Origin of the sequence: Pacificimonas pallii (genome assembly GCF_019204005.1) — a bacterium.
Taxonomy (GTDB): domain Bacteria; phylum Pseudomonadota; class Alphaproteobacteria; order Sphingomonadales; family Sphingomonadaceae; genus Pacificimonas; species Pacificimonas pallii.
The window spans coordinates 625,812-652,242 of the sequence record NZ_JAGSPA010000003.1; the positions used below are offsets into that span (position 1 = coordinate 625,812).

Annotated in this window: 21 protein-coding genes; 5 read left to right on the top strand and 16 right to left on the bottom strand. The window is 61.3% G+C overall.

Annotated elements, in window-relative coordinates:
• Positions 1–202: 202 nt before the first annotated feature.
• From KCG44_RS11500 to KCG44_RS11510, 3 genes are read right to left on the bottom strand one after another with little or no spacing between them, the layout of a single operon-like run.
• Positions 203–2,644 carry an ABC transporter permease gene (locus KCG44_RS11500; RefSeq protein ID WP_218446221.1) on the bottom strand — a complete coding sequence of 814 codons (2,442 nt, stop codon included), beginning with the start codon at positions 2,642–2,644 and terminating at the stop codon, positions 203–205.
• Positions 2,645–2,658: 14 nt separating this feature from the next.
• Entirely contained in the window at positions 2,659–3,339 is a 681-nt protein-coding gene (locus tag KCG44_RS11505) for an ABC transporter ATP-binding protein (protein ID WP_218446222.1), read from the bottom strand.
• A gap of 8 nt (positions 3,340–3,347) precedes the next feature.
• On the bottom strand, positions 3,348–4,595 hold the full coding sequence (locus KCG44_RS11510) for an efflux RND transporter periplasmic adaptor subunit (protein ID WP_218446223.1): 1,248 nt from the start codon (positions 4,593–4,595) through the stop codon (positions 3,348–3,350).
• 166 nt (positions 4,596–4,761) lie between these two features.
• Between KCG44_RS11510 and KCG44_RS11515 the strand changes: the two genes are divergently transcribed.
• Together KCG44_RS11515 and KCG44_RS11520 are read left to right on the top strand one after the other, a co-directional pair.
• The gene (locus tag KCG44_RS11515; RefSeq protein ID WP_218446224.1) at positions 4,762–6,027 is read left to right on the top strand and encodes a sigma-54-dependent transcriptional regulator; all 1,266 of its coding nucleotides are present in this window, start codon (positions 4,762–4,764) and stop codon (positions 6,025–6,027) included.
• Entirely contained in the window at positions 6,017–7,201 is a 1,185-nt protein-coding gene (locus tag KCG44_RS11520) for a sensor histidine kinase (RefSeq protein ID WP_218446225.1), read from the top strand. The genes KCG44_RS11515 and KCG44_RS11520 overlap by 11 nt, the downstream gene beginning before the upstream one ends.
• Here KCG44_RS11520 and ccoS read toward each other — a convergent pair.
• The 9 genes from ccoS to KCG44_RS11565 all read right to left on the bottom strand — a co-directional run bounded on the left by ccoS (position 7,179) and on the right by KCG44_RS11565 (position 15,727).
• Entirely contained in the window at positions 7,179–7,406 is a 228-nt protein-coding gene (gene ccoS, locus KCG44_RS14640) for a cbb3-type cytochrome oxidase assembly protein CcoS (protein WP_218446226.1), read from the bottom strand. The genes KCG44_RS11520 and ccoS overlap by 23 nt on opposite strands.
• Entirely contained in the window at positions 7,403–9,523 is a 2,121-nt protein-coding gene (locus tag KCG44_RS11530) for a heavy metal translocating P-type ATPase (RefSeq protein ID WP_218446227.1), read from the bottom strand. Before KCG44_RS11530 ends, ccoS begins: the two co-directional genes overlap by 4 nt.
• Positions 9,520–9,969 (bottom strand): FixH family protein, encoded by a 450-nt coding sequence (locus tag KCG44_RS11535; protein WP_218446228.1) that lies wholly within the window; start codon positions 9,967–9,969, stop codon positions 9,520–9,522. The genes KCG44_RS11530 and KCG44_RS11535 overlap by 4 nt, the downstream gene beginning before the upstream one ends.
• Entirely contained in the window at positions 9,966–11,426 is a 1,461-nt protein-coding gene (gene ccoG, locus KCG44_RS11540) for a cytochrome c oxidase accessory protein CcoG (RefSeq protein WP_218446229.1), read from the bottom strand. Before ccoG ends, KCG44_RS11535 begins: the two co-directional genes overlap by 4 nt.
• Positions 11,413–12,336, bottom strand: coding sequence for a cytochrome-c oxidase, cbb3-type subunit III (gene ccoP / locus KCG44_RS11545; RefSeq protein WP_218446230.1), 924 nt, complete (start codon positions 12,334–12,336; stop codon positions 11,413–11,415). Before ccoP ends, ccoG begins: the two co-directional genes overlap by 14 nt.
• Positions 12,329–12,502, bottom strand: a complete 174-nt coding sequence (locus KCG44_RS11550; RefSeq protein ID WP_218446231.1) for a cbb3-type cytochrome oxidase subunit 3 — start codon at positions 12,500–12,502, stop codon at positions 12,329–12,331. The genes ccoP and KCG44_RS11550 overlap by 8 nt, the downstream gene beginning before the upstream one ends.
• Positions 12,499–13,233, bottom strand: a complete 735-nt coding sequence (gene ccoO, locus KCG44_RS11555; protein ID WP_218446232.1) for a cytochrome-c oxidase, cbb3-type subunit II — start codon at positions 13,231–13,233, stop codon at positions 12,499–12,501. The genes KCG44_RS11550 and ccoO overlap by 4 nt, the downstream gene beginning before the upstream one ends.
• A gap of 10 nt (positions 13,234–13,243) precedes the next feature.
• Complete coding sequence (ccoN, locus tag KCG44_RS11560) at positions 13,244–14,902, bottom strand: cytochrome-c oxidase, cbb3-type subunit I (RefSeq protein WP_218446233.1); 1,659 nt, start codon at positions 14,900–14,902, stop codon at positions 13,244–13,246.
• 117 nt (positions 14,903–15,019) lie between these two features.
• Entirely contained in the window at positions 15,020–15,727 is a 708-nt protein-coding gene (locus tag KCG44_RS11565) for a Crp/Fnr family transcriptional regulator (RefSeq protein WP_218446234.1), read from the bottom strand.
• A gap of 413 nt (positions 15,728–16,140) precedes the next feature.
• On the opposite strand from KCG44_RS11565, the gene KCG44_RS11570 reads away from it, so the two are divergent.
• From KCG44_RS11570 to KCG44_RS11580, 3 genes are read left to right on the top strand one after another with little or no spacing between them, the layout of a single operon-like run.
• A complete protein-coding gene (locus KCG44_RS11570; RefSeq protein WP_218446235.1) occupies positions 16,141–17,472 on the top strand; it encodes a S41 family peptidase in 1,332 nt (443 codons plus the stop codon).
• 39 nt (positions 17,473–17,511) lie between these two features.
• Positions 17,512–18,489, top strand: coding sequence for a divergent polysaccharide deacetylase family protein (locus tag KCG44_RS11575; protein WP_218446236.1), 978 nt, complete (start codon positions 17,512–17,514; stop codon positions 18,487–18,489).
• A 25-nt stretch (positions 18,490–18,514) separates the two neighbouring features.
• Positions 18,515–19,288 carry a precorrin-2 dehydrogenase/sirohydrochlorin ferrochelatase family protein gene (locus KCG44_RS11580; RefSeq protein ID WP_218446237.1) on the top strand — a complete coding sequence of 258 codons (774 nt, stop codon included), beginning with the start codon at positions 18,515–18,517 and terminating at the stop codon, positions 19,286–19,288.
• On the opposite strand, the gene KCG44_RS11585 is transcribed toward KCG44_RS11580, so the two are convergent.
• The 4 genes from KCG44_RS11585 to KCG44_RS11600 form a co-directional block, all read right to left on the bottom strand.
• The gene (locus tag KCG44_RS11585) at positions 19,253–20,944 is read right to left on the bottom strand and encodes a putative bifunctional diguanylate cyclase/phosphodiesterase (protein ID WP_218446238.1); all 1,692 of its coding nucleotides are present in this window, start codon (positions 20,942–20,944) and stop codon (positions 19,253–19,255) included. The two genes, KCG44_RS11580 and KCG44_RS11585, sit on opposite strands and share 36 nt — an antisense overlap.
• 127 nt (positions 20,945–21,071) lie before the next feature.
• Positions 21,072–21,308 carry a DUF3297 family protein gene (locus KCG44_RS11590; RefSeq protein ID WP_218446323.1) on the bottom strand — a complete coding sequence of 79 codons (237 nt, stop codon included), beginning with the start codon at positions 21,306–21,308 and terminating at the stop codon, positions 21,072–21,074.
• Positions 21,309–21,347: 39 nt separating this feature from the next.
• The gene (gene polA / locus KCG44_RS11595; protein ID WP_218446239.1) at positions 21,348–24,140 is read right to left on the bottom strand and encodes a DNA polymerase I; all 2,793 of its coding nucleotides are present in this window, start codon (positions 24,138–24,140) and stop codon (positions 21,348–21,350) included.
• Between the two features lie 589 nt (positions 24,141–24,729).
• Complete coding sequence (locus KCG44_RS11600; protein ID WP_218446240.1) at positions 24,730–26,334, bottom strand: phosphoenolpyruvate carboxykinase; 1,605 nt, start codon at positions 26,332–26,334, stop codon at positions 24,730–24,732.
• Positions 26,335–26,431: the final 97 nt, after the last annotated feature.

Consider the following 26,431-nt stretch of genomic DNA (forward strand, 5'->3'; position numbering starts at 1 on the left):
ATCTGCTTGCAACAATCTTATCAATTGCGTCTCCATGAGGCTCTAGTTTGGCCGAAGCGCTTTCGATTCACATGATCGATAGCCGCTATCGGTACCTCACATGAATGTCAGACAGGCCGGGCCCGACGGGGCAAGGCGTACCGGGTGTCACCCATCCAGCAACCACGTGTCGTCCCCCACGTTTCCCTGGGTCCGGACATCGTTATTCATACCTTAGTGCGCGGGCCGGTTCGGCGCGCGCGACGCGCCAGCTTTGGCCGAATATGGTCACGGCGGCAATGATAAGGGCGAGGAACGAAGCGCCGATGAAGAAGAATGGCGACAGCGCAACACGGTCATCAAAGCCGTTCAGCCAGTTCGACATAGCCAGATAAGCAAGCGGCCAGGCGATGAGATTGGCAATCAGGACGGGCCGGAGGAATTGGCCGATCAGGAGCCGCAGGATCTCCTTCGTTGACGCGCCCAGCGTCTTGCGGATGCCGATCTCCTTCACCCGCCGCGCCGTGTCGAAACTGGCGAGGCCGTAAAGGCCGATACAGCCGATAAGGACAGCCAGCACCGCGCCGATCGTGAACAGACGCGAGCGCTGTGCGTCGGCCTTGTAAAGACTGTTGTAAAGTGTCTGACTGGCCGTGTTTCCGCTGAACGGGACGGCAGGAGCTATTCTTTTCCATGTCGCCTCGACGTCCGCAAGCACGTCGCGGGCGGGACGCCCCTCGAATCTGAGGGCGGCGAGTGCACCGTCGATATTGTCGGATTCGTAAAAATACATCATCGGGCGCAAGGCTTCCCGAGGGCTTCGAAAGCGCATGTCGTCGACGACGCCGATGACGCGGTTTTCCGCTTCAGCGCCGAAGCTCTGGACGATTTCCCCGATCGCGGCTTCAGGTGACGCAAAGCCGAGGTCCCGCGCACCGGCACGACTGAGAATGATGTTATAGGTATTCGCCTTCATATCCTCGAAATTGATATCGGCCGTATCGTCCAGCGCGATATCCGCGCGAAAGTCCCGTCCCGCGATCAGGCGGGCACCATATGTGTCAAAATAGCCGGGACCTGTCCGCACCCATGTGAGCGAGGGCGTCGGCATATTCTCACCGGGCCGTTGGATCGTGGTGGAACTCGTACTATAGGCGACGCCGGGGGTGTCGTTGCTGACAGCGACGCTCGTCACACCATCGATGGCACGGAACGCGGCAAGCATTTCCCGCCCCTGGCTGTCGTCCATGGGCACGTTCTGGAAACTATGGACGGTGATCAGGCCGTCGCGCTGGAAACCGAGATCGGCCTGTTCCAGATGACGAGTCTGCGCAAGCAGGATGAGGGTGCCGATCATGAACGCAACGGCAATCGAAAACTGCATGACGACAAGTGCGCGCCGAAGCTTTTGTCCCGCGCGGCCCCCGCCCGGCGCGCGCGCCGACGCAAGAACGGCGGCGGGCTGGAAACCGGACAGGATGAAGGCGGGATAAAGCCCTGCCAGAAGACCGACGATGAGGACCATCATGATCAGCGGCGGCAGGATCGAACCGGCGCCCCAATATGTCAGGCCAAGGTCGGTACCGCCCAGACTGTTTACGAAGGGGAGCGAAAGCTCCGTCAGGGCCAGCCCGATGAGTGACGCGAAGGCTACGGTCGCGATCGCCTCTGTCATGAATTGGATGACAAGTGATGTCTGCGTGCCGCCCAAAACTTTCCGGATCGCCACCTCTCGCGCCCTGAGACCGGCACGCGCTGTCGCGAGGTTGATGTAGTTCACGATCGCTATAAGCAGGGTCAAGATGCCGACTACGCCAAGCGTGACGACGACGGTCCTGTCGCTTTCTCGCATCAGATGGACATCGTGCAGGGGACGGGTTTGCATCGTCATGATGTCGGAATATTGCTGGCCGGGAGCCACATCGACTGCGTTGGTATGCCGGTCGATGAACGCAGGCATGTCCGCCGTCATAGCCGCCGCAGCGTTCGCGTCCGGAAGCTGAACGAATGTATAGAGCTGCTGACTGCCCCAATTGTCGAAATTCTCATCTGCGTAGCGCTCGCGCACATATTGGCCAAAAATCTCTTGATCGAAACTGCGGTTCGCGGCTGGCTGTTTCAGGATCGCGCCAACCTGAAAACTGCGTGTCTCGCCATAGACAGTCAGGGCGATGGTCTCGCCCACGGGCAGCGGGTCACGGAAATATTTTCGCGCCATATCTTCTGTGATCGCAATGCTGTCGGGGTCGCTTAGCGCTGCCGCATCTCCCGCAATCACGGGATAGGGAAACAGATCGAAAAAGTTGCTGTCGACAAGGGCCATCTGTTCCGATGTCGCGCTCGCTCCCTTCTGGACGGCGATACCGGTCTCCTTCAGACGCGTACCCTGCAGGCCGGGATAATCCGCTCTCAGAAAATCAATGAGCGCAGCCATTGTATCTACGCCCTCAAGCTCTGGAATGCCGGGCAGATCGTAGGTGAGCGTCATGACATAGATATTTTCGGACCCCGGCAACTGCCGGTCATAACCACGCTCGTTCTGAACGAAGAGATAGAGCACCAGGAACACCGCGATGCCGAGAGCGAGGCCGCCGATGGACAGGACGGCGTGCAGCTTGTGCCGGGTCAGCGAGCGGTAGAGCGTCAGAAGAGCGGTGGAGGTCATGTATCTGTTCCCGTTCAGGCGGCGCGGCGGGCGGAGGTGAGGATGCGGCCATCGACCATAGAGACGGTGCGCTTGGCGATATCGGCATGGGCGGGTGAGTGCGTAACCATGACGATGGTCGCGCCGTCCGCGTTGAGTTCGGACAATATGTCCATTACCTGCGCGCCGTTTTCCGTATCGAGGTTCCCGGTTGGCTCGTCGGCCAGGATCAGCTTCGGTTCTCCCACAATCGCCCGCGCGATGGCGGCGCGCTGCTGCTGGCCGCCGCTTAACTGGTGCGGGTGATGGTCCTTCCTATGCGCGACGCCGACCCGGTCCATGGCGGCCTCGACGCGCTCGCGTTTTTCTTTTGCTGACATGTCGCGATAGGCGAGGCCGAGCGCGACATTCTCGCCGATGGTCAGGTCGTCAATCAGATTGAAGCTTTGGAAGACGAAACCCAGGCGGTCGCGGCGCAGCTTTGCCAGTTGCTGCTCGGCACTGGCGCTGATGTCCCTACCCTCGAAGATGTACCGACCGGAACTGGGACGATCTATCGTGCCAAGAACGTTCAGAAGCGTGGACTTGCCGCAACCGGACGGCCCCATGATGGCAACAAATTCGCCTGCGTCGATGTTGAGGTCAATACTCGTGAGTGCGGTCGTTTCGACCTCGTCGGAACGGTACAGGCGGCAGACATTTTCGAGCTGGATCATCGGTTTTCCTAATTAAGAATGAGCGTGTCGTAGTCGGCGTAACTGCCGGTGGCGGAGGTCACGATGCGATCTCCGGCGGAAAGCCCGGAGGTGATTTCGACCTGGTCGGGATTGCGCCGGCCGCTGGTGATTGCGCGGCGATGTGCGCGGCCCTCGCCGTCCATGACGAAGGCGCTGGTGCCATTGCCGTCCAGCCAGCCACCTGACGGGGCCACCAACGCAGGCCGGTCGGCGCCCAGTACGAGCCGCACGTCGATCGTCTGGCCGCGATTGAGTTGCGCAGAGGGCTCTTCAGTAAAGCCCAGCTCTATACGAAACTGACCGTCCGTAACTTGCGGCAGGACCTTGATGACGGTCATCGGGAGGACCTTGCCGCCAATGGTCGCGCGTGCAGCAAGGCCGGTTTCGACGCGGCCCAGATAAAATTGATCGACATCGGCGATGAGTTTCCACCTGCCCTCGCTATCGATCTGCCCGACTGGATCGCCGGGAGTGAGCGTCTGACCAGCTTGTAGGGTGAAAGCGGTCAGGCGGCCCGATACCGGTCCACGGATGGTGAGCGCATCGAGGCTGCGGCGAACCATGGCGAGGCTGCGGTTCAGCTGCGCCTCGGTTCTCCCTATACGGGCAGACTGGCTGGCGAGGACCCCCTGTTCGCTGGCGCGCGATTGTTCGAGGGCGTGCAGCCGCGCACGGCGAAAGGCAACCTCCGCAGCGACCGGGTCAAGGGCGGCCTGGTTGACGATCTGGCGTTCGAACAGGAACGCCTTGGCCTGATAATCTTCCTCCGCCTTCATGAGGGCGTTTCGCGCTTCGGCAAGATCCTTGTCGCCCTCGAACCGGCCGCGCTGTACGGCGAGGCGCTGGCCGCTGACATTGCCAAGCTGCCCGGCAATGTCGGCGGAGCGCGAGGCGACATCGAGCTCCAGCGCGGGGTTGGTGAGGCGCACAAGCGCATCGCCCTTGGTCACCAATTGCCCGTCACTGGCGATGAGCGCCTCGACCTGGCCGCCCGCGACAGAGGCGACGAACGTCGTCGAAAACGGCGCAACCTTCGCGCGGAGCGGTACATAATCCTGAAAGGGTGCGCGCACGACTTCACCCGTGCGGATCATAGCGGCATCGACGGTCAGTGACCCTGATGCGGGGATGAGGCGATAGCCGAACAGAATTGCCAGAATGGCGACCAGGCCGATGCCAAGCCGCACCGCCCATGTCCGCGATTTTGGCTTTGGCGCTTCTATCCGGCGGTCCATATTTGCGCCGCTTACGTCTGGGGTGCTCACTGCTGTCATGAGGACAGTATATGTCAGCTTGCAGAATCAACCTTAATTTCTGAATTGATTAAATAAAATTACACGTCTTGGCGCGCGGCTGTTCGCCCCTGTAAGGAGGTGTCCGATTTCGAACACGGGTAAAAACATGTCAACCGAATCAGATGAGCCCGAATCATCATCCGTCCTCTTTATCGATGATGATCCTGACATCGTGAAGGCGGCACGGTTGCTGCTGATGCGGGAGGGCATCGCGGTGACGGGCGCGGCATCCCCGGATGCGGCATGGCCCCTGCTCGCGGGGCGAAGCTTTGATGTCATCCTTCTCGACCTCAATTTCGCACGCGGGCAGACGTCGGGCGCGGAAGGGTTCGCGATGCTGGACCGGCTGCTTGCCGCCGACCGGAATGCCATCATTGTCGTTGTCACCGGTCATAGCGGCATCAATATCGCCGTGCAGGCGATGCGGGCCGGCGCAAGCGATTTTGTCATCAAGCCTTGGAACAATGAGCGTCTGGTCGCGACGGTTCAGCGCGCTACCGACCTGCGCCGGGCCAAGACCAAGGCCGCGCCCGACATCGCCGCAAATACCGAGGACCGCCTACTCCTGGGCGAGGATGCGTCCATCGTGCGCGCGCGTGATACCATTGCCCGGGTCGCCCCGACGGGCGCCGCCGTCCTTATTCAGGGACCGGCGGGTAGCGGTAAGAGCCTTGCCGCACGCGCGCTGCATCATGCGTCTGCGTTGGCCGATCAACCGCTCGTTACGCTCGCAGCGGGTACACCCCTGTCCGATGCCGATATTATCGATGCCGCGGCGCGTGCCAGAGGCGCGACCCTGCTGATCGAGGATGTGGGAGAGCTGGGCGCCGCGTTGCAGCCCACTCTTGCACGTGCCCTTTCCGACGTGCGCGTCATCGCCACAAGCTGCGAGGCCCGTGCCGAGCTGAAAGCCAGGCTGGACAAGGATCTGCTATACCGGCTCAACACTATCGAGATCACCCTGCCGCCGCTCGGTCAGCGCGGGGGCGATGCACTGCTACTGGCCCGGCACTTTCTTGCCCTGTTCGCCGGGCGCTATGGAAAGCCCGCAAAGGCGTTGACGTATGAGGCGGAAGAGGCAATCGCCGCGGACAGCTGGCCCGACGATGTGCGCGGCCTGCGGCAGGCCATGGAGAGGGCGGTACTGCTCGGCACGGGCGAGGAGCACGGCGTCGATGATTTCGGGTTTGCCATAGATGATGACGACCATCGCCCGCGCGCCATCGCGGCGGATCTCAACCTGACGCGCAGCGAGAAGGTGCTGGTGGAGGCCGCCCTGAAGCGGCATAATTTCAACGTGTCCCGCGCCGCCAAGGATCTCGGCCTGACCCGCGCCGCGCTCTATCGCAGAATGGCAAAATATGAACTTTAGGCTGAGGACCGCGCTATACGCCACGCTGCTGATCTTCACGGGAGCGGCGGCCATGCTTGCCTGGCGCGAGGGCTTCTATGCCAACACTGCGCTTGCGCTTCTCGTGGCAGTCTGGATCTCCGCGATCCTGTCGGCGATGGCAACGCGGCAGACGGCCCCCGTTACGGTTGTCATGCAAACTCCGGACGAAGCGGCGCTGCGCGAGCAGAAGCGGCTGATTGCCTATCTGAACCTATCCCCCGCGCCGCTTGTCACGCTTGACCGGGAAATGCGGCTATGGGCCGTCAACCGCGCCGCGCGGCGGCTATTTGCGGCCGACGACCTCATTCCGTCACCGCCCGATGGACTGGTGGCGGCCATTTCCGCCACCGCCCCGGGCCAAACCACCAGCGTCAGAATGGACGGAGGGCATGCCGCAGCGCTGGCGATTGCCGATCTCGATTCCGGCGGGACAGGCGGGCGGATCGCCGCGCTTATCGATATTGATGCCGAACTGAAGGTCGCGGAGGCCAATGCGCTGCGCGACCTGCTGCAGGTGCTGAGCCATGAGATCATGAACGCGCTGACGCCCATTGCGTCGCTCGGGCGAACAGCGGCGGCGCTGATGATGGATGTGAAGCCCGATATAGCCGCTGCGCGCGATGCCGTGGAAACGATTGCGCGGCGCGCCGATGGCTTGCAGAAATTCAGCCGCGCATATCGCGATCTGGCACGCCTGCCTCCGCCTGATATTTCTCCCATCGAGTTACGGATATTCGTGTCGGATCTGCAGCGAATGTTTGACACACGGTGGACGAACGGCCCGAACCTCACCGTCAAATATGATCGCGCCCCGCAATTGGTATTGGCAGACCCGGATCAGTTGAACGCGGCGGTCTGGGCGCTGTTGCAGAATGCCGTCGAAGCTGGCGGTAGCGGGGTCCATGTCACTTTGGAGATTCAGCGCCTTGCAAATGCCCTGACCCTCAGCGTTATCGACGATGGACCCGGACTGTCCGACGCGCATCGTGACAGGGTTTTTCAGCCTTTCTACACGACGAGACCGGAAGGTAGCGGCATCGGCCTGACGCTTGCGCGGCAAATTGCCCGCGCGCATGGTGGCGATCTGCAGCTCGTTCACACGCAGCCCGCACATGGGGCCCGGTTCGAACTCACATTTCCCGCTGTTCGATAGACGCCTTTCCGTGATCGCGGGAGGGCCGCCGCGATGGCCGCGCTTCGGGCCTTGCGGCAACCTCATCTTCGTCTTCGTTTAGAATCCGCAATGCGGCACCGTCGAGATCCTCGAACTGGTCGTGCTTCATCGCCCAGAAGAACGCGGCCAGCCCCGCCAGGCCAAGTCCCAACGCGATGGGAATCAGAACCGCAAGGCCCGTCATGAACGCGCCAGACGCAGCGAATTGCCCACCACGATCACGGACGACAGCGACATGGCCACCGCTGCAACAAGCGGTGTGACGAGGCCGGCAACGGCGAGGGGGACGGCCAGAATATTATACATGATCGCAAGCGCGAAATTCTGCCTGACGATCCGCATCGTGCGTTTCGCGGTGTCGAGCGCGGTGACAACCGGCCGCAGGCTATTACCCAGGAATACGAAATCGGCGGCCTGCTGCCCGGCATCGCTGGCCGTGCCGGGCGCCATGGAAACATCCGCAGCGGAAAGCGCGGGCCCGTCATTGAGCCCGTCTCCGACCATGAAGACCCGGTGCCCATCTGCCTGCGCCGCTCTTATCGTCGCAAGCTTCTGTGGCGGCAGCAGGTCGGACCGTGCGGGAATATCAAGATCCCGCGCAACTTTGGCAACGGGGCCCTCGCGGTCGCCGGACAGGATGGCGATATCGGGAATACGGATTTTAAGCGCGTCGATGGCCGACCTCGCTTCAGGGCGCAAATCGTCGGCGAATGTCAGGAGATGCAGCGGATCTCCGTCACGTTCAAACAAAGTGGCCAATGGTGCATCGCGCTTCGACGGTTTGCGCAGCGCCACCGGCTGTCCGCGATAGGCGGCGAATACCCCCTCGCCGGGACGCTCAGTAAGATTTTCAAGCGCGGCGGGCGTGACGTTCATGCCGTTCAGCGCCCGGGTCAGGGAACGTGACAGCGGCTGTCGGCTCGACTGGGCGAGCGCAAGGATCACGCTGGCATCTTCATCCGATAAGACACCAAGATCCTGCGGCACGGGCGACCCCATCGTCAGCGTTCCCGTCTTGTCGAAAAAGACCTGGTCCACCTCGGCCAGCCGTTCAAGCGCACTGCCATCCTTGACGAGGATCCCCGCCTTCATCAGCCGCCCGGCCGCAACCACCTGCGCGGCCGGAACGGCAAGTCCAAGTGCGCAGGGGCAGGTGATGATGAGCACGGCAACGGCAATCAGCAGCGCCTCATGCCATCCCGCACCTGCCATCATCCAGCCGGTGAAGGCAGCGGCAGCGACAAGGTGCACCACTGGCGCGTAGAGCCGCGCGGCGCGGTCGGCGATGCGGACATAGCGCGACTTTCCCTGAGCCGCCGCCTCCATGAGGCGCGCCATTTCCGCGATCGCCGTGTCTTCGCCCGCGCGCGTGACGCGGACGGTCAGCGCCGCTGTCAGATTCAGCGATCCTGCCGCGACGTCGCTGCCGACGCGTGCTTCGGCAGCCTCGCTTTCGCCGGTGAGCAGGCTGGCGTCGACATGACTGGTTCCCGACTCGACGGTGCCGTCGGCGGCGAACCGGTCGCCTGCCGCGACCAGCATGCGCATGCCGGGCGCCAGATGTTCAGCTTCACGCCAGATTGTGCCGCCATCCCCTTGAACGACATGCGCACCCGGCGCCCGCTGCTTCAGCAGAGCTTCGATCCCGGTCATGGCGCGCGCGCGCACCTGCTTGTCGAGGACACGCCCGATCAACAGGAAGAACAAGAGCATGACAGCGCCGTCGAACCAGGCATGCGGTCCGTGGGTCACCGTTTCATGCAGGCTCATGGCGGTCACCAGCACAAGACCGACAGCGATCGGCACATCCATATTGGTGCGCCTCGCCCGCAGCGCACGCCAGGCGGAGAGGAAGAACGGTCTGCCGGCATATGCGATCGCAGGCACGGCAATCAGCGCTGACAGCCAGTGGAACAGCTGACGTGTGGCCGGGTCCGCCCCTGCCCAAATGCTGACAGAAAACAGCATGACGTTCATCGCGGCGAAACCGGCGACGGCAAGCGCGCGCGTGAGCATCTTCGCTTCGGGGTCGCGTTCGTCGATGTTCGAAACGGCCTGCTGCGCTTCAAATCCCATCCGTTCGAAACATGTTTCGATGTCACGGGGGGTAAGTTCCGGGAGGTGCGACACCGAAACCTTTTTCCCTGAAAAGTTCACGCGAACCGCCGCGATGCCCTGTATCGCGGTCATTCCGGTTTCGATTTTCGCGATGCAGCCGGCACAGCGTATGCCGGGAACCGTGAATACCGACTCTATGGTACTACCTGCCGGGCGCAGCCGCACATTGGCTGGCGCGTTCATTCGATTGTCCTGATCGCGCGATATTCCTGTCCCGGACGTTCCGCCCGAAGACGCACTTTCCAGCGCCCTTCGGGAAGCGGGGCGGTGAATATGCCCGGGGACAGTTTCGTAAACGACAGGACCCGGTCTTCGCTCTGGCCAAGGGGGTGCTCCGCCGTTCCCGATAGTTCGACGTCTTTCAGCGGGCCGGTCCCGTCTACAAGCGTCACCACGAAAGCGCCCGTTTCGGCACGTTCACCTGTCAGGGTCCAGCCGAGGGCCTGGGCGGACCGCCCTTCCTCCAGCCACTGATTATAGTTCTGGCTCGCCACGTAGCTATTGTCCACGACGGTGCCGCCAAAAGTACCAATGGCAAACCGCGCCATGATCAGATTCACGACGATCACCGTACCGAAAAACAGTACCAGAATGATGAACATGTGGCGTCCGGTGAACTTGCGCGTCACGAGCCGTCTCCCGGACCTGCGAAATGAACCTTGACGCTGTCGGCACCGCCTTCTTCATCGAGGGCGCGGACACTGAAAGCGAAGTCGCGGCGACCCAGCGCTGAATCCGGGCCGACGACGAAGACCTTCACCGGCTTCACGCTGTCGGCGGGCAGATCCACCGTGAGGGTGCGCCCTGCGATGTCACGGCTGCCTCCGCGCCGCCACATCACCGCATCGTCGAGCCCGACCAGGCCGATTTCCATTTGCCGGGGCCGCGCCTGCATATTGCTGACCTTCAGTGTAAAATCATTGCGAACCGTACCATCGGACATTTGCACATAAGGCGGATTCCGGTCGTGCGCGGCGGCGATATCGATGCGCGAACGGGTACCGAGCGTAAATAGCATGGCCAGGCCAATACCGGCCCAGATACCGAAATAGAGAAGCGTGCGCGGCCGCAGAAGCGTCTTTAGCGGCGACAAAGCAGGCTTGCCCTCACGCTCCCTCTCCTGCCCCTCCAGCGTCGCATAGTCGATCAGGCCGCGCGGGCGACCGATCTGATCCATTACCTTGTCGCACGCATCGATGCACAGCGCGCATGTGATGCAGCCGATCTGCGGTCCCTCCCGAATGTCGATGCCGGTCGGACAGACGGACACGCACTTCATACAATCGATGCAGTCGCCAAAGGGCTCGTCGGGGCCACGCGCTTTCTTCAGGCCCTTGGCACGCGGCTCTCCTCGCCATTCCTTATAGGTCACGATCAGGGAATTTTCGTCCAGCATCGCCGACTGGATGCGCGGCCATGGGCACATGTAGATGCACACCTGCTCGCGCAGAAACCCGCCGAAAATAAAGGTCGTCGCCGTCAGAACGCCCACCGTTGCGTAGGCGACGAAGGCGGCATTCCCGGTCAGAAAGTCCTGAGCCAAAGTGGGTGCATCGGCAAAGTAGAATATCCATGCACCGCCGGTCGCAAACGCGATCACAAGCCAGATGGACCATTTGAACAGGCGCCGCGCGATCTTCCCCGGCCCCCAGGGCGCGCGTTGCAGCCGGATTTGCGCATTCCGATCGCCATCGACGAAGCGTTCGACATGCTGAAAAAGATCGGTCCACACGGTCTGCGGACACGCATAACCGCACCAGGCCCGTCCAACCGCGGACGTGACCAGAAACAGGCCGATGCCCGCCATCACGAGCAGGCCGACGATATAGTAGAATTCCTGCGGCCAGATCTCGATACCGAACATATAGAAACGGCGATTGGCGAGATCGACGAGCACCGCCTGATCGGGAGCATAGGGTCCCCGGTCCCAGCGAATCCAGGGCGTGACGTAGTAAATGGCCAACGTCACGGCCATGATGGCCCATTTCAGACGGCGAAACGTGCCGTCAACTGCCTGCGGAAAGACGCTTTTGCGCTTCTCGTAAAGCTGCAGCGGCGGTTCATCGAGGGTGTCAGGGGCGTTCATCGACCTCCACCTCGGGATCGGCGGCGACCTCGACATAATTTTCGCCGCCACCGAGTGAGTGGACATAGGCCGCCAGCATCTTGATCGTCACCGGATCGAGGCGCTCGCCGAAGCGCGGCATGACACCAGAGCGGCTATTATGAACCGTATTGCGAATGGACTCGGCATCGCCGCCATATAGCCAGATGGCGTCAGTCAGATTTGGCGCGCCCTGCTCGCGGTCCCCCTGTCCATCCGCCCCGTGACAGGCGACACATTGCTGCGCGAACAGCGCCGCGCCGCGGGCAGCCGACTCGCTCTTCTCTTCCTGTCCGCTGATGACCCGTACATAATTCGATACGTCCGTGACTTCCTCGGGAGAGAAAATACCATCCCGGCCAAATGCCGGCATTTGGGAATATCTTGTGTCGTCATGATCGGGATTGCGAATGCCATGGACAATCGTGAACTCGATCGCCTTGATGTCACCGCCCCAAAGCCATTCGTCGTCATTCAGGTTCGGATAGCCCGTGAAACCCGCGGCGCCGGACCCGTGGCACTGAACACAATATTGCTTGAAGGCGGATTCGCCGCCCGCAATGGCGAACTGCAGAAGTTCGCTATCGTCCGGCAACCGCTCGATCGGCGTTGACGCGAGCGCGCGCAGAACCGGCGCGCGCCGTTCCGTTGCGGCGGCAATTTCGTCGCGAAACTCCTGCTCGCTGGACCAGCCGAGCACACCTTTCGTATAGCCGGTAATGCCCGGCCATGCCGGATAAAGCACCGTATAGCCAATCCCCCAGATGATGGTCGCATAGAGCGTCCACAACCACCAGCGCGGCATCGGCGTATCGAGTTCCTCGATGCCATCCCATTCATGGCCGACGGTTTCCGTGCCCGTCGGCTCGTCGATACGCTTTTTGTCAGCCATCATTCTCGTCCTTGATGGTATCGTCCGCGAAAATCATGTTCGCAGCCTGCTCATTGCGTTTCTTCGCGTTCGGCCGGAACGCCCAGCCGCACAGGACAATATAAAGGATCACCATGACGACGAGCCCGTAACTGTCTGCGAAATGTCGCATTTCGTCATAGGTCATTCGGAACGCTCCATCGGCTCGGCGGTCTCGAAATCGACCAGCGTGCCCAGCATCTGTAAATAGGCGACGAGCGCGTCCATTTCGGTCAGACGCTGCGGGTCACCGTCGAAATCCCGTACCTGAACTTTCGGATAGCGCACCGCGAGGTCGGGGCCGTAGCCATCCGCATTGCCCTGAAGCCGCATGTCTTCCTCGGCCAACTCGATCTGTTCGTCCGTATAGGGGACGCCGACCCGGCGCAGGGCGATCAGATGCTCGCCAATGTCATCCGTGCGGACATCGCGGTCCGCCAGGAACGCGTAAGGCGGCATGATCGATTCCGGGACGACCGACCGGGGATCTTTCATATGCTGAACATGCCATTCGTCCGAATAGCGCTCGCCGACACGCGCAAGGTCCGGGCCCGTCCGCTTCGACCCCCACTGAAACGGATGATCATACATGCTTTCCGCAGCGAGGCTGAAATGGCCATAGCGTTCCACCTCGTCGCGGAACGGGCGGATCATCTGGCTGTGGCAGTTGTAGCAGCCCTCGCGGATGTACACGTTGCGGCCGGCAAGCTCCAATGGCGTGTAAGGGCGAACGCCTTCCACCTTCTCCACGGTGGAATCGATCCAGAACAAGGGCGCGATTTCAACGACGCCGCCGATGACGACAGCGATCAGGCTGCAGATTGCGAGCAGCGTGATATTCCGCTCAAGTTTCTTGTGTTGCCGTGTGAGTAGAGACATGTCGGGATTCCTATTCGGCCGGCTGCGTGACGATCGGGCGATCCGCCGCTGGATCGTAGACGGCGTCGCTCATCGGCTTTTCGGCGCGTTGCCGGCCTGCAATCGTCATGCAGACGTTGTACACCATGATGATTGCCCCGGCGAGGTAGAGAGCGCCGCCGACGGCGCGGATCAGGTACATCGGGAACATCGCGCTGACGACTTCCGAAAAGGCGTAGACGAGATAGCCGTCCTCGCCATATTCACGCCACATCAGACCCTGCATGATCCCCGCAACCCATAGGGCCGCGGCGTAAAGGACGATGCCAATCGTCGCGAGCCAGAAGTGCCAGTTCACCATACGCAGGGAATACAGCCGGGGTTGCCGCCACAAACGCGGGACCAGAAAATAGATCGCGGCGAAACTGATCATGCCGTTCCAGCCGAGCGCGCCGGAATGCACATGACCGACCGTCCATTCGGTATAATGGGACAGGCTGTTGACAGCCTTGATCGACAGCATCGGCCCTTCGAAGGTCGCCATGCCGTAGAACGCCAGCGCCATGACCATCATACGGATAATGGGGTCGGTGCGGATCTTGTCCCACGCGCCGTTCAGCGTCATCAGCCCGTTGATCATACCGCCCCAGCTTGGCATCCACAGCACGACCGAGAACACCATACCCAGCGTCTGCGCCCAGTCTGGCAGCGCCGTGTAGTGCAGGTGATGCGGCCCGGCCCAGATGTAGAGAAAGATCAGCGACCAGAAGTGGATGATCGACAGGCGGTAGGAGTAAACCGGACGGTTCGCCTGCTTGGGCACGAAATAGTACATCATCGCCAGAAACGGGACGGTCAGGAAGAAGGCGACGGCGTTGTGGCCGTACCACCACTGCGTGAGCGCATCCTGCACCCCGCCAAATGCGCTATAGCTTTTCGAGCCGAAAATGCTGACCGGTATCGCCAGATTGTTGACGATGTGCAGCATTGCGATCGTGATGATGAAGCTCAGATAGAACCAGTTCGCGACATAGATGTGCGGCTCCCTACGCCGCGCCAATGTACCAACGAAAACAACAAAATAGGCGACCCACACAATCGTCAGCCAGATGTCGACATACCATTCCGGCTCGGCATATTCGCGTGATGCGGTGATGCCCATGACATAGCCGGTCGCCGCCAGGACAATGAAAAACTGATACCCCCAGAAGACGAACCGCGCGAGCCCGGGAAAGGCGAGGCGCGCCCGGCATGTCCGCTGGACCACATAGAAGCTGCTGGCGATCAGGATATTGCCGCCAAAAGCGAAAATGACCGCTGATGTATGGAGGGGACGAAGACGGCCGAAAGTCGTGAATTCCGATCCTAAATTCAGCACCGGATATGTAAGCTGAAGGGCTATGAAGAGACCGGCAAGAAGCCCGACGACGCTCCAGCCGACGGTCGCGATGACGCCCCAGCGCACGACATCATCATAATATTGGCTCTTATCGTCGGGCGTGCGCAGGATACCGCGCGCGAGCGCGGAATAATCAATGCGGGTCAGCGTCGCCCATACCATGATGAGCGCCGCCGCGCCGGCGATAGCCATATGGACGGCGTATCCGCGATCTTCGGCCACGACAACCAGCACCATGGTCACGAGGAAGAGCGCAAACCAGCCGCTTGCGCGCATCACTACACTGTCCATTTTTCCCATCTCCGGAACTGAATGCGCGCGAAGTCGTGCGCCCCTGCGGACCGGAATGGCGAATGGAGGCCGGCGAAACATTGACCTCAATCAATTTTGACCGACGAGTTGTAAAGCCTAGCTTTCCGCGGCCTTGGCAAGCCCCTCCCGGTTCAGGATCTGGATCGTCCGGCGTCCGCTCAAACCGATGAGTCCCTGCCGTTTCAGTGACGTCATCTGGCGGCTGACCGTCTCGATCGTCAGGCCAAGAATATCGGCGACCTGCTGCCTGCCAAAGGGCAGCTCAAACCGGTCCAGCACGGTCGAGCCGTGACAGGTCTCCGCAGACAGGCGTTCGGAAATGTCGAGCACGAAACTCGATACTTTTTCGCTGGCCGTTTTTCGGCCCAGACGCGTCATCCATTCGCGCGCACGTTCCAGTTCGGCAAGCGTCCGCTCGAGCAGCTTGTGTTCAAGTTCAGGATGCTCGCGCGCGAAATTGTCGAAATCCTCGCGTCTGAAAACGCAGACCTCCGTGTCCGTTAACGCCGTGACAGTGCTCATCGTCTTGTCGTGAAAGGGTCGGCCGACGAAATCCGCTGGAAAGGCAAGGCCGACAATCTGTTCCTTGCCGTCGCCCAGCGATTTGGTGAGTTTGAGAACGCCTGCCGTCACACTTGCGACGACAAAAGCGTCATCCCCCTCCCAGACGAGTGTTTGACCGGCCGGAATGAACTGGTGTCGGCGGATTTGGCGCAGGCCAGACAATTCGGGGCCGCTAAGGGCGGCGCAAATGGCTTTGTTTCGAACCGGACAGGCTTCGCAGGCGACCGATAATGTTTCCATAATTCCTGGCACAGGACCTCTGATAATGATTCCGGGACTGTTTTGACAGAAATCATTCTTTTTGTCCCGGCGGTGAAACTGCGGGTCGGGAACTGGGATAAGCGCGTTCTCCGCTTCCTGCTGCCCCCTCGTCATGCGTCGCTGGCGGGAAGCAGCCGCCCACCTTGTCTTGTTTTCGCGTAAGATCATGTCTGTCGGCATGGCCGGACAATCGCGCAAGAGAGGTGGATGCGGCCATGGCATCGCGCGAACCTGTCAATCATGATCGCCTTCAGGGCCGATCACCGCGCGCGGCACGGCGGGCACGCTTCAGGGGGCGATGATCATTTATCCCGTATCCGTTGCTGTATCGTTCACATTCATTATGCTACCCTGTCCGGGAGATTTTTGTCCCCAAGGGGAAGGACCATCCGATGAAACATCGCATTCTCTACGCGTTTCTGCCGCTCGGCATCGCCGCCTTGATACCAACGCAAACGAGCGTGCAGGCTGCCGATGGTCCGGACACATATCGCCAGCTCGACCAGCTGATGGACGTATTTGAGCGCGTTCGCTCGGAATATGTCGAGGAAGTGACTGACGAACAGCTGTTGGAAGGCGCCATTAACGGCATGCTCGCCAGTCTCGATCCGCATTCCAGCTTCCTGGCCGCGCGCGATGTCGAGAACATGCGGACCCAGACGGACGGTGAATATGGCGGCCTTGGCCTTTCCGTGACGATGGAAGACGGCGTGGTGAAGGTGATCGCGCCAACCGACGACACGCCTGCATCAAAAGCCGGCATCAAGGCGGGCGATTACATCACTCATATCGACGATGAGCTCATCTACGGACTCAGCCTGAATGAAGCCGTCGAGCAGATGCGCGGCCCGCCAGGCACCCCCATTTCGCTGACCGTCATCCGTCCCGGTGAAACCAAGCCGCTCGAAATCAGCATTACCCGCGCTGTCATCGAATTGAAGCCTGTGCGCTGGGAAGTCACCGACAATGTCGGCGTGATCCGCATTTCGACCTTCAACAAGCAGACCGGTCCCGCCACGCGCGAGGCGATCGACGCGATTGAGAAGAAAGTCGGTAAACCGCTGCTTGGCTACGTCATTGACCTGCGCTCCAATCCCGGCGGCCTCCTCGATCAGGCCATCGAAGTCACGGATGCCTTCATGGACAATGGCGGAGAGATCGTGTCCCAGCGTGGCCGGGCCAAGGGCGATGTCCTGCGCTATTTCGCCCGCACCGAGGACCAGACGCACGGCAAACCGATCATCATCCTGGTCGATGAGGGCTCCGCCTCCGCCTCGGAAATTGTCGCAGGCGCGCTGCAGGACCATCGCCGCGCTCTGGTGATCGGCGCGCGCAGCTTCGGAAAGGGCTCGGTGCAGACGCTTATCCCGCTCAGCACGGACACGGCGCTGCGTCTGACGACAGCGCGTTACTACACGCCGTCCGGACGTTCGGTGCAGGAAGCCGGGATCGAACCCGACATCGTGGTTCCTCAACTGACTGACGCCAGTCGCCGGGACCGCCGTATCGTCCGGGAAAGCGATCTGCGGCAGGCGCTGCGAAATTCGAACGTTGAGGATCAGAGTATCGTCGAGGACGATGCGAAGGCCAATCCGCGTTTCGAAATCACGACGGAAGAACTCGAGGAAAAGGGCATTGAGGATTACCAGCTGCATTATGCGTTGGACATCCTTGGGCGCCTTACCGGCAAAGCCGAAGTGCAGACCGCGAGTGCAGGAAACTAGGCGCCGATGGCGAGGCAGATGAGCTCTGGAAAGGTATTTATGACCGTCCTTGTCGGCGCCGTGATATTCGTCGGCCTTGCCACCCTGTTCGCGCAATTGCTGAGTCCGCTTGCCCCGGCGCAGGCAGCGCGCGGTGAGAATGATCAAGGGCGGAATTCCCCGCCGCTTCAGGCAGAGGTACGCCCCCCGATCGCCGAGCTTACGGATGAAGATATTGCCGAGCTTGAGGCGAATCGCGGCCGCGGCCGGGATGAAACGGCAGGTGAGGAAGAAGCGGGCAGTGATGCGCGTGCGGATGGCGGGCGGGAAGTCGCAGATGCGCCGCTTCCCGATGGCCCTAGGATTGCGGTTGTGATGACCGAGCTTGGACCGGATGCCAACCTCTCCAGAAGTGCGATCGAACAGCTGCCGCGTGGTGTGACACTCACTTTCAGTCCCTATGCCCGCGCGTCGATGGAACTTGCGCGCGAAGCGCATGCCGATGGGCATGAAGTCTTCGCATCGATCCCGATGGAGCCGCAGCGCTATCCGGCGATTAGCCCCGGACGGAACACATTGCTGCGGGCCGCGACCGCCGATGACAATCTTGAGCGTTTGAACTGGGCGCTTTCCCGTTTCAGTGAACTCGATGGCGTGACCGGTATGATGGGAAGCGCTTTCACACAGGATGCCAATGCCCTGCAGCCGGTCATGAAGGAACTGCATCTGCGCGGGCTTACGTATATCGACGCCCGCGCATCTACGCGCAGCGTTGCCGAACGCACGGCTCGGGAAAACGGCGTTTCCTCCCGGTCGAATGACCGCTTCCTCGACGAACCTGCGACCGTCGCAAACATTGAGAGCAATCTTTCGGCATTGATCTCCACCGCAAAGCGGCGGGGCTGGGCGATCGGTTATGCGCGTCCGACGGCGGAAACCATCAAGGCACTATCGGGGCTGGACGCGCTTGCTGCGGAATCCGGCGTTGTTCTTGTCGGCGCCGGCCGTTTGGCGCGCGGTCTGCCTGACGACGATTAGCTCGCGGCCACCCGATACCTCCTCCATGCAGGCGCTACCCGTCTTTCTACTGCTGCGGAACCGGGACGTGATGCTGTTCGGTGACGGCGAAGGTGCGGCGCCGAAGCGCCGCCTCCTTGAGGCGGCAGGTGCGAATATCGTCACGCGCCCGACGCCCGGCACGCGGATCGCCGTTCTCGCCATTGATGATGCGGACGAAGCGGCGCACGAAGCCGCCAGACTGCGCGCTGCCGGTCTGCTGGTGAACGTCGTGGACAAGCCCGCACTTTGCGATTTCAGTTTCCCGGCCATTGTCGACCGCGCGCCGATTACCATCGCCATTGGATCGGGCGGTGCGTCGGCTACATTGTCGAAGACCCTGCGGGAGCGGCTGGAGGCCTTGCTACCGGCACGTCTCGGCGAGATCGCGCAGGCCGTGCGGACGCTCCGCCCGCGCGTGAACCAGACATTGGACACGCCCGGTGCGCGCCGCCTGTTCTGGGATGGGTTGATGGCGCCCGGCGCGGCGCTCGACCCGCTGGGTGCCGCCGAACAGCCAGAGGCGGCGATCTTGGATGCTCTTGCGGCGGGTCAGGGCGACCCGTCGTCCGTCTATGACCTGCGACCGCGATCCGCGGATCCCGATGATCTGACATTGAGGGATCTGAGGGAATTGTCACGCGCGGACGTCATCCTGTCCTGCCCGGGCGCCAGCAAGGCGATCGAGGATCGCGGGCGCCGCGACGCCGAGCGCGGCGTCTTTACCCCGGAAACCGGAATTCCGTCATCCTGTCGCGTGGTGATCCTGCGGGCTCATTGAGATATCAGGCATGCCGCTCGCGATCTTCGCCCAGGCGAAAAACGCGTCCTCATCCATTGGCCTGCCAATACTGAAACCCTGCATGACCTCGCAGCCCATCAGGGTCAGCAGTTCTTGCTGCACCTCGGCCTCGACCCCTTCCGCCACGCTTTCATAGCCAAGTCCCTGGGCCAGGCTGACGATTGCCTGCACGATGGTCCGTGAACTGCCCGATGCCGAGATGTCACGCACGAGGGACTGGTCGATCTTCACACGATCAATGGGGAGCGCCTTCAGGCGCGCAAGATTCGAATACCCCGTGCCGAAATCGTCGACGGCAATGCTGATACCCAGGCTGCGGACATAGGCCAGCTTCGGCGCGATGTCGGCGATATCCTCCATCACGAGCGCCTCGGTGATTTCAAGCTCCAGCTGTTTCGGATCAGCACCCGTCTTTTCCAGCGCATGTTCGACGCTGTCGACAAAGCCGGGTGCCAGAATCTGGCGCACCGAAACATTTACCGAAAGACGGAAATTCGGTCCAAGCCCCTGCAACTTTCCGATAATGCCCAACGACTCTTCCAAAACCCAGGTGCCGATCTCGACAATGGTACCGGTCTCTTCCGCCACGTTGATAAATTCGCCCGCGGGGAGCAGGCCGCGTACCGGGTGCTCCCAGCGCAGCAGCGCTTCGGCAGCGCGGATCTGACCAGTCTTGCAGTCCACCTGCGGCTGCAGGTGGATTATGAACTCGCCGGCGTCGACGGCACCGCGCAGCGCATTTTCCAGCTCCAGCCGCTCGCGGGCCTGATCGTGCATCGCGGCCTCGAACAGCTGCGCGCGATTCCGGCCCAGCGCCTTGGCACGGTACATGGCCGTATCCGCATTGCGCATCAGCGTGTCATAGTCATTGCCATCAGCCGGTGCATGACAAATGCCGATGCTGGCCCCGACCGTCAGTCGGTGCTCGCCAATCGTGAAAGGCCGTGTCAGGGCCTCCAGCACGCGGTCCGCAACCGCCTGTGAAATCTCGATGCCGCCCTTGCCTGGCAGGAAGATTGTGAATTCGTCGCCCGCCAGACGCGCGAAAATGGAGTTGCCCTTGCGCAACAGGCCCCGGACCCGCTGCGCAAAAGCCTGCAACAGCTCGTCGCCTATGGAATGGCCCAAACTGTCATTCACCGCCTTGAACTGGTCGAGATCGATGAACAGCAGCGCCCCGGCATCATCGTCTTCATAGGGAAGATGTTTACGGACCAATGCGGAAAAGTGCAGCCGGTTGGGAAGGCCGGTCACGGCATCGGTCAGCGCGGTGCTCTCCATCTCGGAATAGGAATTCCGCATGCGATCAACGGCGCGGTCAATGGATCTTGTCACCTCGGGAAGGACAATACGCGTGCCGACGCTGAAATCCGGCAACGCATGATCCCTGCCCGCTTTTTGCACAGTCGTTTCAATTTCTTCGATGGCACGGCTTATCGGGTCCAGCGCGCGGGCGACCAGTACCTGCGAACAGAGCAGGGCGACGGCGCCCAAAGAGAGGCAGGCCACGAAGAACAGCCACACGGGGATCACGTCGCCGAAAGAGCGGCTCATAAACGCCGTCAGGCCGACCAGCATCAGGAACAGAAACCCCTGAAGGGCCAGCATTCGAAATTTCAGCCTGCGTGCGAACATCAGATGCAGTGCCATCCTTTAGGAAACAGGGCATCCGGCAGTGGCGCCCCATAGACCGTTCCTGCCCTGATTAAGGTAAAGAAGTCGTGAGGCTGACGGAAAAAATTGATGCGGAAGGCGCGCGCGATCAGCTTTCGTAAAACGGCTCGACGACGCCCTTCAGCTTAATCGTCATCGGATTGCCGTTACGATCGCGCGCCTTGCCCGCGGCAACCTTTATCCAGCCTTCCGACACGCAATATTCCTCGACATTATGCCGCTCGACACCGTTGAAGCGAATGCCGATACCGCGCTCAAGATGTTCGGGCTCGTAATGGTCACTGCCCGGGCTGACCGAAAGGCGGTCGGGCGGCGTATCGGTGATTTCCTTTTTTTCGTCTTCGGACATGCGTTTTGCTCCTGATCAATGTGCCTCGCCCCAGGTCTTGCCGGTGCCGATATCCACCACAAGGGGGACATCAAGCTCCAGAACAGGGGCGCAGGCGGTTTCCATGACATTCCTGATGATACGGCCCGCCGCATCCGCGTCGGCTTCGGGTACCTCGAACACGAGTTCGTCATGCACCTGCAGCAGCATCTGCGCGCTTTCCACCCCCGCCTCGGCGAGCGCGGGTTCGATGCGCGTCATGGCGCGGCGGATGATGTCCGCGGCGGTGCCCTGAATGGGCGCGTTGATGGCGGCGCGCTCGGCAAAGCCGCGCTCATTCTGGCGGCTCGATTTAATGTAGGGCGTATGCGTACGGCGGCCGAAGAGCGTTTCCACATACCCCTTCTCGCGCGCTTTCAGCTTCGTCTCGTTCATATACGTCCTGATGCCGGGGAAGCGGTCGAAATAGCGGTCGATATAGTCCGCCGCCTCACTGCGATCGATGCCGAGATTGCGGGCGAGGCCAAAGGCGCTGATCCCGTAAATAATGCCGAAATTGATGGCCTTGGCCTGACGGCGCACCAGCGGGTCCATGCCCTCAATCGCCACGCCGAACATCTCGCTGGCGGTCAGCGCGTGAATGTCGATGCCATCCGCAAACGCCTGCTTCAGCTGCGGAATGTCAGCGATATGCGCGAGCAGGCGCAGCTCGATCTGTGAATAATCGGCCGCCAGCAGCAGATTGCCGGTTTCCGGTACGAAGGTTTCGCGGATCTTCGCGCCCTCTTCCGTGCGGATCGGGATGTTCTGCAGGTTCGGATCGCTTGAGGACAGGCGGCCCGTCGTCGTTGCCGCCATCTGAAAATTGGTGTGCACGCGGCCCGTATCGGGATTGATCGCCGCGACCAGCGCATCGGCATAGGTCGATTTCAGCTTTGACAATTGGCGCCAGTCCACAACCGTCTGCGCGATGCCGACGCCGTCCGCCGCGAGCTTCTCCAGGACATCGGCGTCCGTGGAATAGGCACCGGTCTTGGACGATTTCCTGCCGCCCTCCAGCCCCATTTCGCCGAACAGGATTTCACCAAGCTGCTTGGGCGAACCGATGTTGAATTCGCGCCCGGCCAGTTCATAGGCGGTCTTCTCGAATTCCGTCATGCGTTCGGCATAATCGGCACTGAGCCGGGAAAGCGCGGCGCGGTCGACGGAGATGCCGCGCCGTTCCATGCGGGCAAGCACGGGCACGAGCGGGCGTTCCAGCCGCTCGTAAACGCTCGTCAGCCGCTCACGCCACAGGCGCGGCTTCCACGCCCGGTGCAGGCGGAGCGCAATATCCGCGTCCTCGGCGGCGTATTCGGTCGCCTTTCGCAGCTCGACCCGATCGAATGTGACGGCCGATTTACCGGTACCCGCAACCTCCTTGAACTTGATGGTCGTATGATCGAATTCACGCTTCGCCGCGGGGTCGAGGCCGTGCGCGCCGCCGATATGACTGCCGCCTTCCAGCGCGTAGCCGATCAGCATGGTGTCCTCGATGGGAGCGAGGTTTATCCCCTCCCGGTTCAAAAGGACGAGCAGGTCATATTTCAGATTATGGCCGATCTTCAGGACCGACGGATCCTCCAGCAGAGGCTTCAGCCTGGCGAGCGCCGCCGCCTTGTCGAGCTGGTCCACCGATTCCCCCAACAGCCCCTCACCGGATATGTGCGCAAGCGGGATGTAGCAGGCTTTTCCGGGCGCGGTGGCCATCGAAACGCCAACCAGATCAGCCCGCATGGCGTTGATATCGTTGGTCTCGATATCGAAGCCGACAGTGCCGAGCGCCGCGGCCTCCGCAATCCACCGGTTGAGCGCATCCATCGTCGTCACGCATTCATAGGCTGACGTATCGAAGGGTTCCTGCACGGCCGGCGACGCGGCCGCTTCGGCCGGCTTTGGTATGCCGGACGATTTGACGCCAAGCTTGGCGAGCATGGTCTTGAAGCCATGATGTTCAAGGAAGGCCTGTAGCGGTTCGACAGCAGGTTCGGCGAGCGCAAGCGCATCGAGCGGCTCGGCCAGCTCCCAGTCACAGTAAAGCTCCACCAGCTTGCGGGAAATCCGGATCTCCTCAGTCGAATTCTGGATATTCTCACGCAGCTTGTTCTGCTTGATCTTACCGGCATTGGCGATGACACCTTCAGTGTCGCCATATTCCAGAATCAGCTTCGCGGCGGTTTTGGGCCCAACGCCTTTGACGCCTGGAATATTATCGACACTGTCGCCCATCAGCGCGAGCAGCTCGCCGATCTTTTCCGGCGGGACGCCGAATTTCTCCTCAACCTCCGCGGGGCCGATGCGCAGGCTTTTCATCGTGTCGAGCATATCGACATTGGTGCCATCGATCAGCTGCATCAAATCCTTGTCGGACGAGACGATGGTGGTTTTCCACCCGGCCTTTGTCGCGGCGCGCGCGTAGCAGGCGATGATGTCGTCGGCCTCAATGCCCTCCTGCTCGATACAGGGGACCGAGAAGGCCCGGACGGCATCGCGGATGATCGGAAATTGCGGTTTCAGATCCTCCGGCGGATCGGGGCGCTGCGCCTTGTAGTCCGCATACATGTCATTGCGGAACGAATGCGACGAATGATCGAGGATCACCGCCATGTGCGTCGGTCCGTCGGCATCGTTCAGCTCGTCAATCAGCTTCCAGATCATCGACGTGAAGCCATAGACCGCCCCGGCCGGTTCGCCGTGCCTGTTGGTGAGCGGCGGCAGACGGTGATAGGCCCGGAAGATGTAGCCGGAGCCATCGACGAGATAGAGGTGATTCTGCTTTTTTGCGGACATGCCGATGTCCTAGCGGGGCACGGCCCGCGACCCAAGGGAAGAGTGACAACCTGCCAAGGCCATGCACCGCATCGGATGGTCCCGAGCCCCGTATCGGGACCCATCCGGGTTTGCAGGAACATGAGCGCGTCCTTCGACTGCGTTCAGGATGACCCGGTTTTGTGAGCGCACCCGCGAATATGTTCGCTTCGCCTGGGTTGCTGAAGTTGGCGAAGGTGACACGCTTTTGGGTATCGGTGTGACGTTCGCCGTTGATTTCCATGAGAAAGAGCGCGGGGCACGGAGCTGTGCGCGGCAAGTATTTCTGATCTGTGCGGGTGTAGGAAAGTGGTTTCGGTACCGCGCTGGAATGGCGGACGAAATGCCGTTCAACCAGCGAGTCGCCGTCCCGCGGGCGGGCGATGCGCGAAGTTGCCAGTGTGGGCGGCGGATGGTGCCATCAGGGCACGCGGAAGGTGCCGCGTAGCGGTCCTATGTTCGCGCCAAGCGGACGGGAATTCGAAATGCGGATGCGCAATATGCACACCCCATCATCCCGAGCGAAATCGAGGGATGATCAAACAAGGATATTGCAGAATCTTCGTACCCGCTACGCCGCCTTTGGCGCGGCGTTGCGGACGCCTGAGTCCACATGGTCTTCGAACTGCGTGAAGTTCTTGATGAACAGGCCGACGAGGTGCGCGGCCTTTTCGTCATAGGCGGCCTTGTCGGACCAGGTCGAGCGCGGGTCGAGAATGCCGTCGTCGACACCGGGGACCGAGACCGGCACCTGGAAGCCGAAGTTCGGATCGGTGCGGAATTCCGCATCCTTCAGGCTGCCGTCGAGCGCGGCGTTCAGCAAGGCGCGCGTTGCCTTGATCGGCATGCGGTTGCCGGTGCCGTACTGGCCGCCGGTCCAGCCGGTATTGACCAGCCAGCAGTCAACGCCGCCTTCGGCGATGCGCTTCTTGAGAAGGTTGCCATAGACGCTGGGATGGCGCGGCATGAACGGCGCGCCGAAGCAGGTCGAGAAGGTGGCCTGCGGTTCGGTCACGCCGATTTCCGTGCCCGCAACCTTGGCGGTGTAGCCCGACAGGAAGTGGTACATGGCCTGATCGGGTGTCAGCTTCGCGATCGGAGGCAGCACGCCGAACGCATCCGCCGTCAGCATGATGACATTGGAGGGCGGCGGGCCGAGGTTCTTCTCGCTGGTATTGGGAATGAAGTGGATCGGATAGGCGCCGCGGGTATTCTCCGCGAGACTATTGTCGAACAGGTCGAGTTCCCGCGTCTGTTCGTCCATCACGACATTTTCGAGCACGGTGCCGAATTTCCGCGTGGTCGCGTAGATTTCCGGCTCGGCCTCCGCATCGAGGTTGATCATCTTGGCGTAGCAGCCGCCTTCGAAATTGAAGACCGCGGTATCGGACCAGCCATGTTCGTCATCGCCGATCAGCGTGCGGCTGGCATCGGCGGAAAGCGTGGTCTTGCCCGTACCGGACAGGCCAAAGAACACGGCCGATTTGCCGTCATCGCCGATATTGGCGCTGCAGTGCATCGGCATGATGCCCTGTGCCGGCAGGCGGTAGTTGAGGAGGCCGAAGACCGACTTCTTCATTTCGCCGGCATAGCGCGTGCCGCCGATCAGGATCAGTTTTTCCGTAAAGTTGACCGCGACAACCACCTCGCTGCGCGTGCCGTGACGTTCAGGGTCCGCCGTGAACGTCGGCAGGTCGATAATCGTGAATTCCGGTACGAAATCGGTCAGTTCCTCGCGCTCCGGACGGCAGAGCAGCGTACGGATAAAGAGATTATGCCACGCCATTTCATTAATGACACGAACCTTGACGCGGTGTTCCGGCTGTGACCCGCCATAGAGGTCCTGCACAAACAGCGTGTCCTTCCTGGCAAGCTCTGCCATGAAGTCCGCCTTCAACGCCGCGAAATGCGCCGGGTCCATCGGCTTGTTGCCGTCGTTGAACCAGACATTGCCGTCGGTTTCGGAATCCTTCACGGTGAACTTGTCCTTGGCGGAACGCCCCGTACGATCGCCGGTTTCGACAACAAGCGCGCCGTGGCGCGACAGCCGCCCTTCCCCGCGCGCAACCGATGTTTCCACCAGCGCGGCCGTCATCAGGTTCCAGTGCAGTTCCGCACCGGTGCTAACGCCCTGCTTCGTGAGGTCGAATGCCGGTATAATGTGGTCCGCAGCCATGGGGGCTGTCTCCTTATCGTCGTGTGAAAAAGCGAGGGTCCGGCATCGCGTCGCCAGACCCCGCATCTGAAACATGCCATTCAATACACTGAAAAAG

Bases quoted from the DNA above. Each gene is read 5' to 3' on its own strand.
- KCG44_RS11500 (WP_218446221.1), bottom strand. From the start codon at position 2,644: ATGACCTCCACCGCTCTTCTGACGCTCTACCGCTCGCTGACCCGGCAC.
- KCG44_RS11505 (WP_218446222.1), bottom strand. From the start codon at position 3,339: ATGATCCAGCTCGAAAATGTCTGCCGCCTGTACCGTTCCGACGAGGTC.
- KCG44_RS11510 (WP_218446223.1), bottom strand. From the start codon at position 4,595: ATGGACCGCCGGATAGAAGCGCCAAAGCCAAAATCGCGGACATGGGCG.
- KCG44_RS11515 (WP_218446224.1), top strand. From the start codon at position 4,762: ATGTCAACCGAATCAGATGAGCCCGAATCATCATCCGTCCTCTTTATC.
- KCG44_RS11520 (WP_218446225.1), top strand. From the start codon at position 6,017: ATGAACTTTAGGCTGAGGACCGCGCTATACGCCACGCTGCTGATCTTC.
- ccoS (WP_218446226.1), bottom strand. From the start codon at position 7,406: ATGACGGGCCTTGCGGTTCTGATTCCCATCGCGTTGGGACTTGGCCTG.
- KCG44_RS11530 (WP_218446227.1), bottom strand. From the start codon at position 9,523: ATGAACGCGCCAGCCAATGTGCGGCTGCGCCCGGCAGGTAGTACCATA.
- ccoG (WP_218446229.1), bottom strand. From the start codon at position 11,426: ATGAACGCCCCTGACACCCTCGATGAACCGCCGCTGCAGCTTTACGAG.
- ccoP (WP_218446230.1), bottom strand. From the start codon at position 12,336: ATGGCTGACAAAAAGCGTATCGACGAGCCGACGGGCACGGAAACCGTC.
- KCG44_RS11550 (WP_218446231.1), bottom strand. From the start codon at position 12,502: ATGACCTATGACGAAATGCGACATTTCGCAGACAGTTACGGGCTCGTC.
- ccoO (WP_218446232.1), bottom strand. From the start codon at position 13,233: ATGTCTCTACTCACACGGCAACACAAGAAACTTGAGCGGAATATCACG.
- ccoN (WP_218446233.1), bottom strand. From the start codon at position 14,902: ATGGACAGTGTAGTGATGCGCGCAAGCGGCTGGTTTGCGCTCTTCCTC.
- KCG44_RS11565 (WP_218446234.1), bottom strand. From the start codon at position 15,727: ATGGAAACATTATCGGTCGCCTGCGAAGCCTGTCCGGTTCGAAACAAA.
- KCG44_RS11570 (WP_218446235.1), top strand. From the start codon at position 16,141: ATGAAACATCGCATTCTCTACGCGTTTCTGCCGCTCGGCATCGCCGCC.
- KCG44_RS11575 (WP_218446236.1), top strand. From the start codon at position 17,512: ATGACCGTCCTTGTCGGCGCCGTGATATTCGTCGGCCTTGCCACCCTG.
- KCG44_RS11580 (WP_218446237.1), top strand. From the start codon at position 18,515: ATGCAGGCGCTACCCGTCTTTCTACTGCTGCGGAACCGGGACGTGATG.
- KCG44_RS11585 (WP_218446238.1), bottom strand. From the start codon at position 20,944: ATGTTCGCACGCAGGCTGAAATTTCGAATGCTGGCCCTTCAGGGGTTT.
- polA (WP_218446239.1), bottom strand. From the start codon at position 24,140: ATGTCCGCAAAAAAGCAGAATCACCTCTATCTCGTCGATGGCTCCGGC.
- KCG44_RS11600 (WP_218446240.1), bottom strand. From the start codon at position 26,334: ATGGCTGCGGACCACATTATACCGGCATTCGACCTCACGAAGCAGGGC.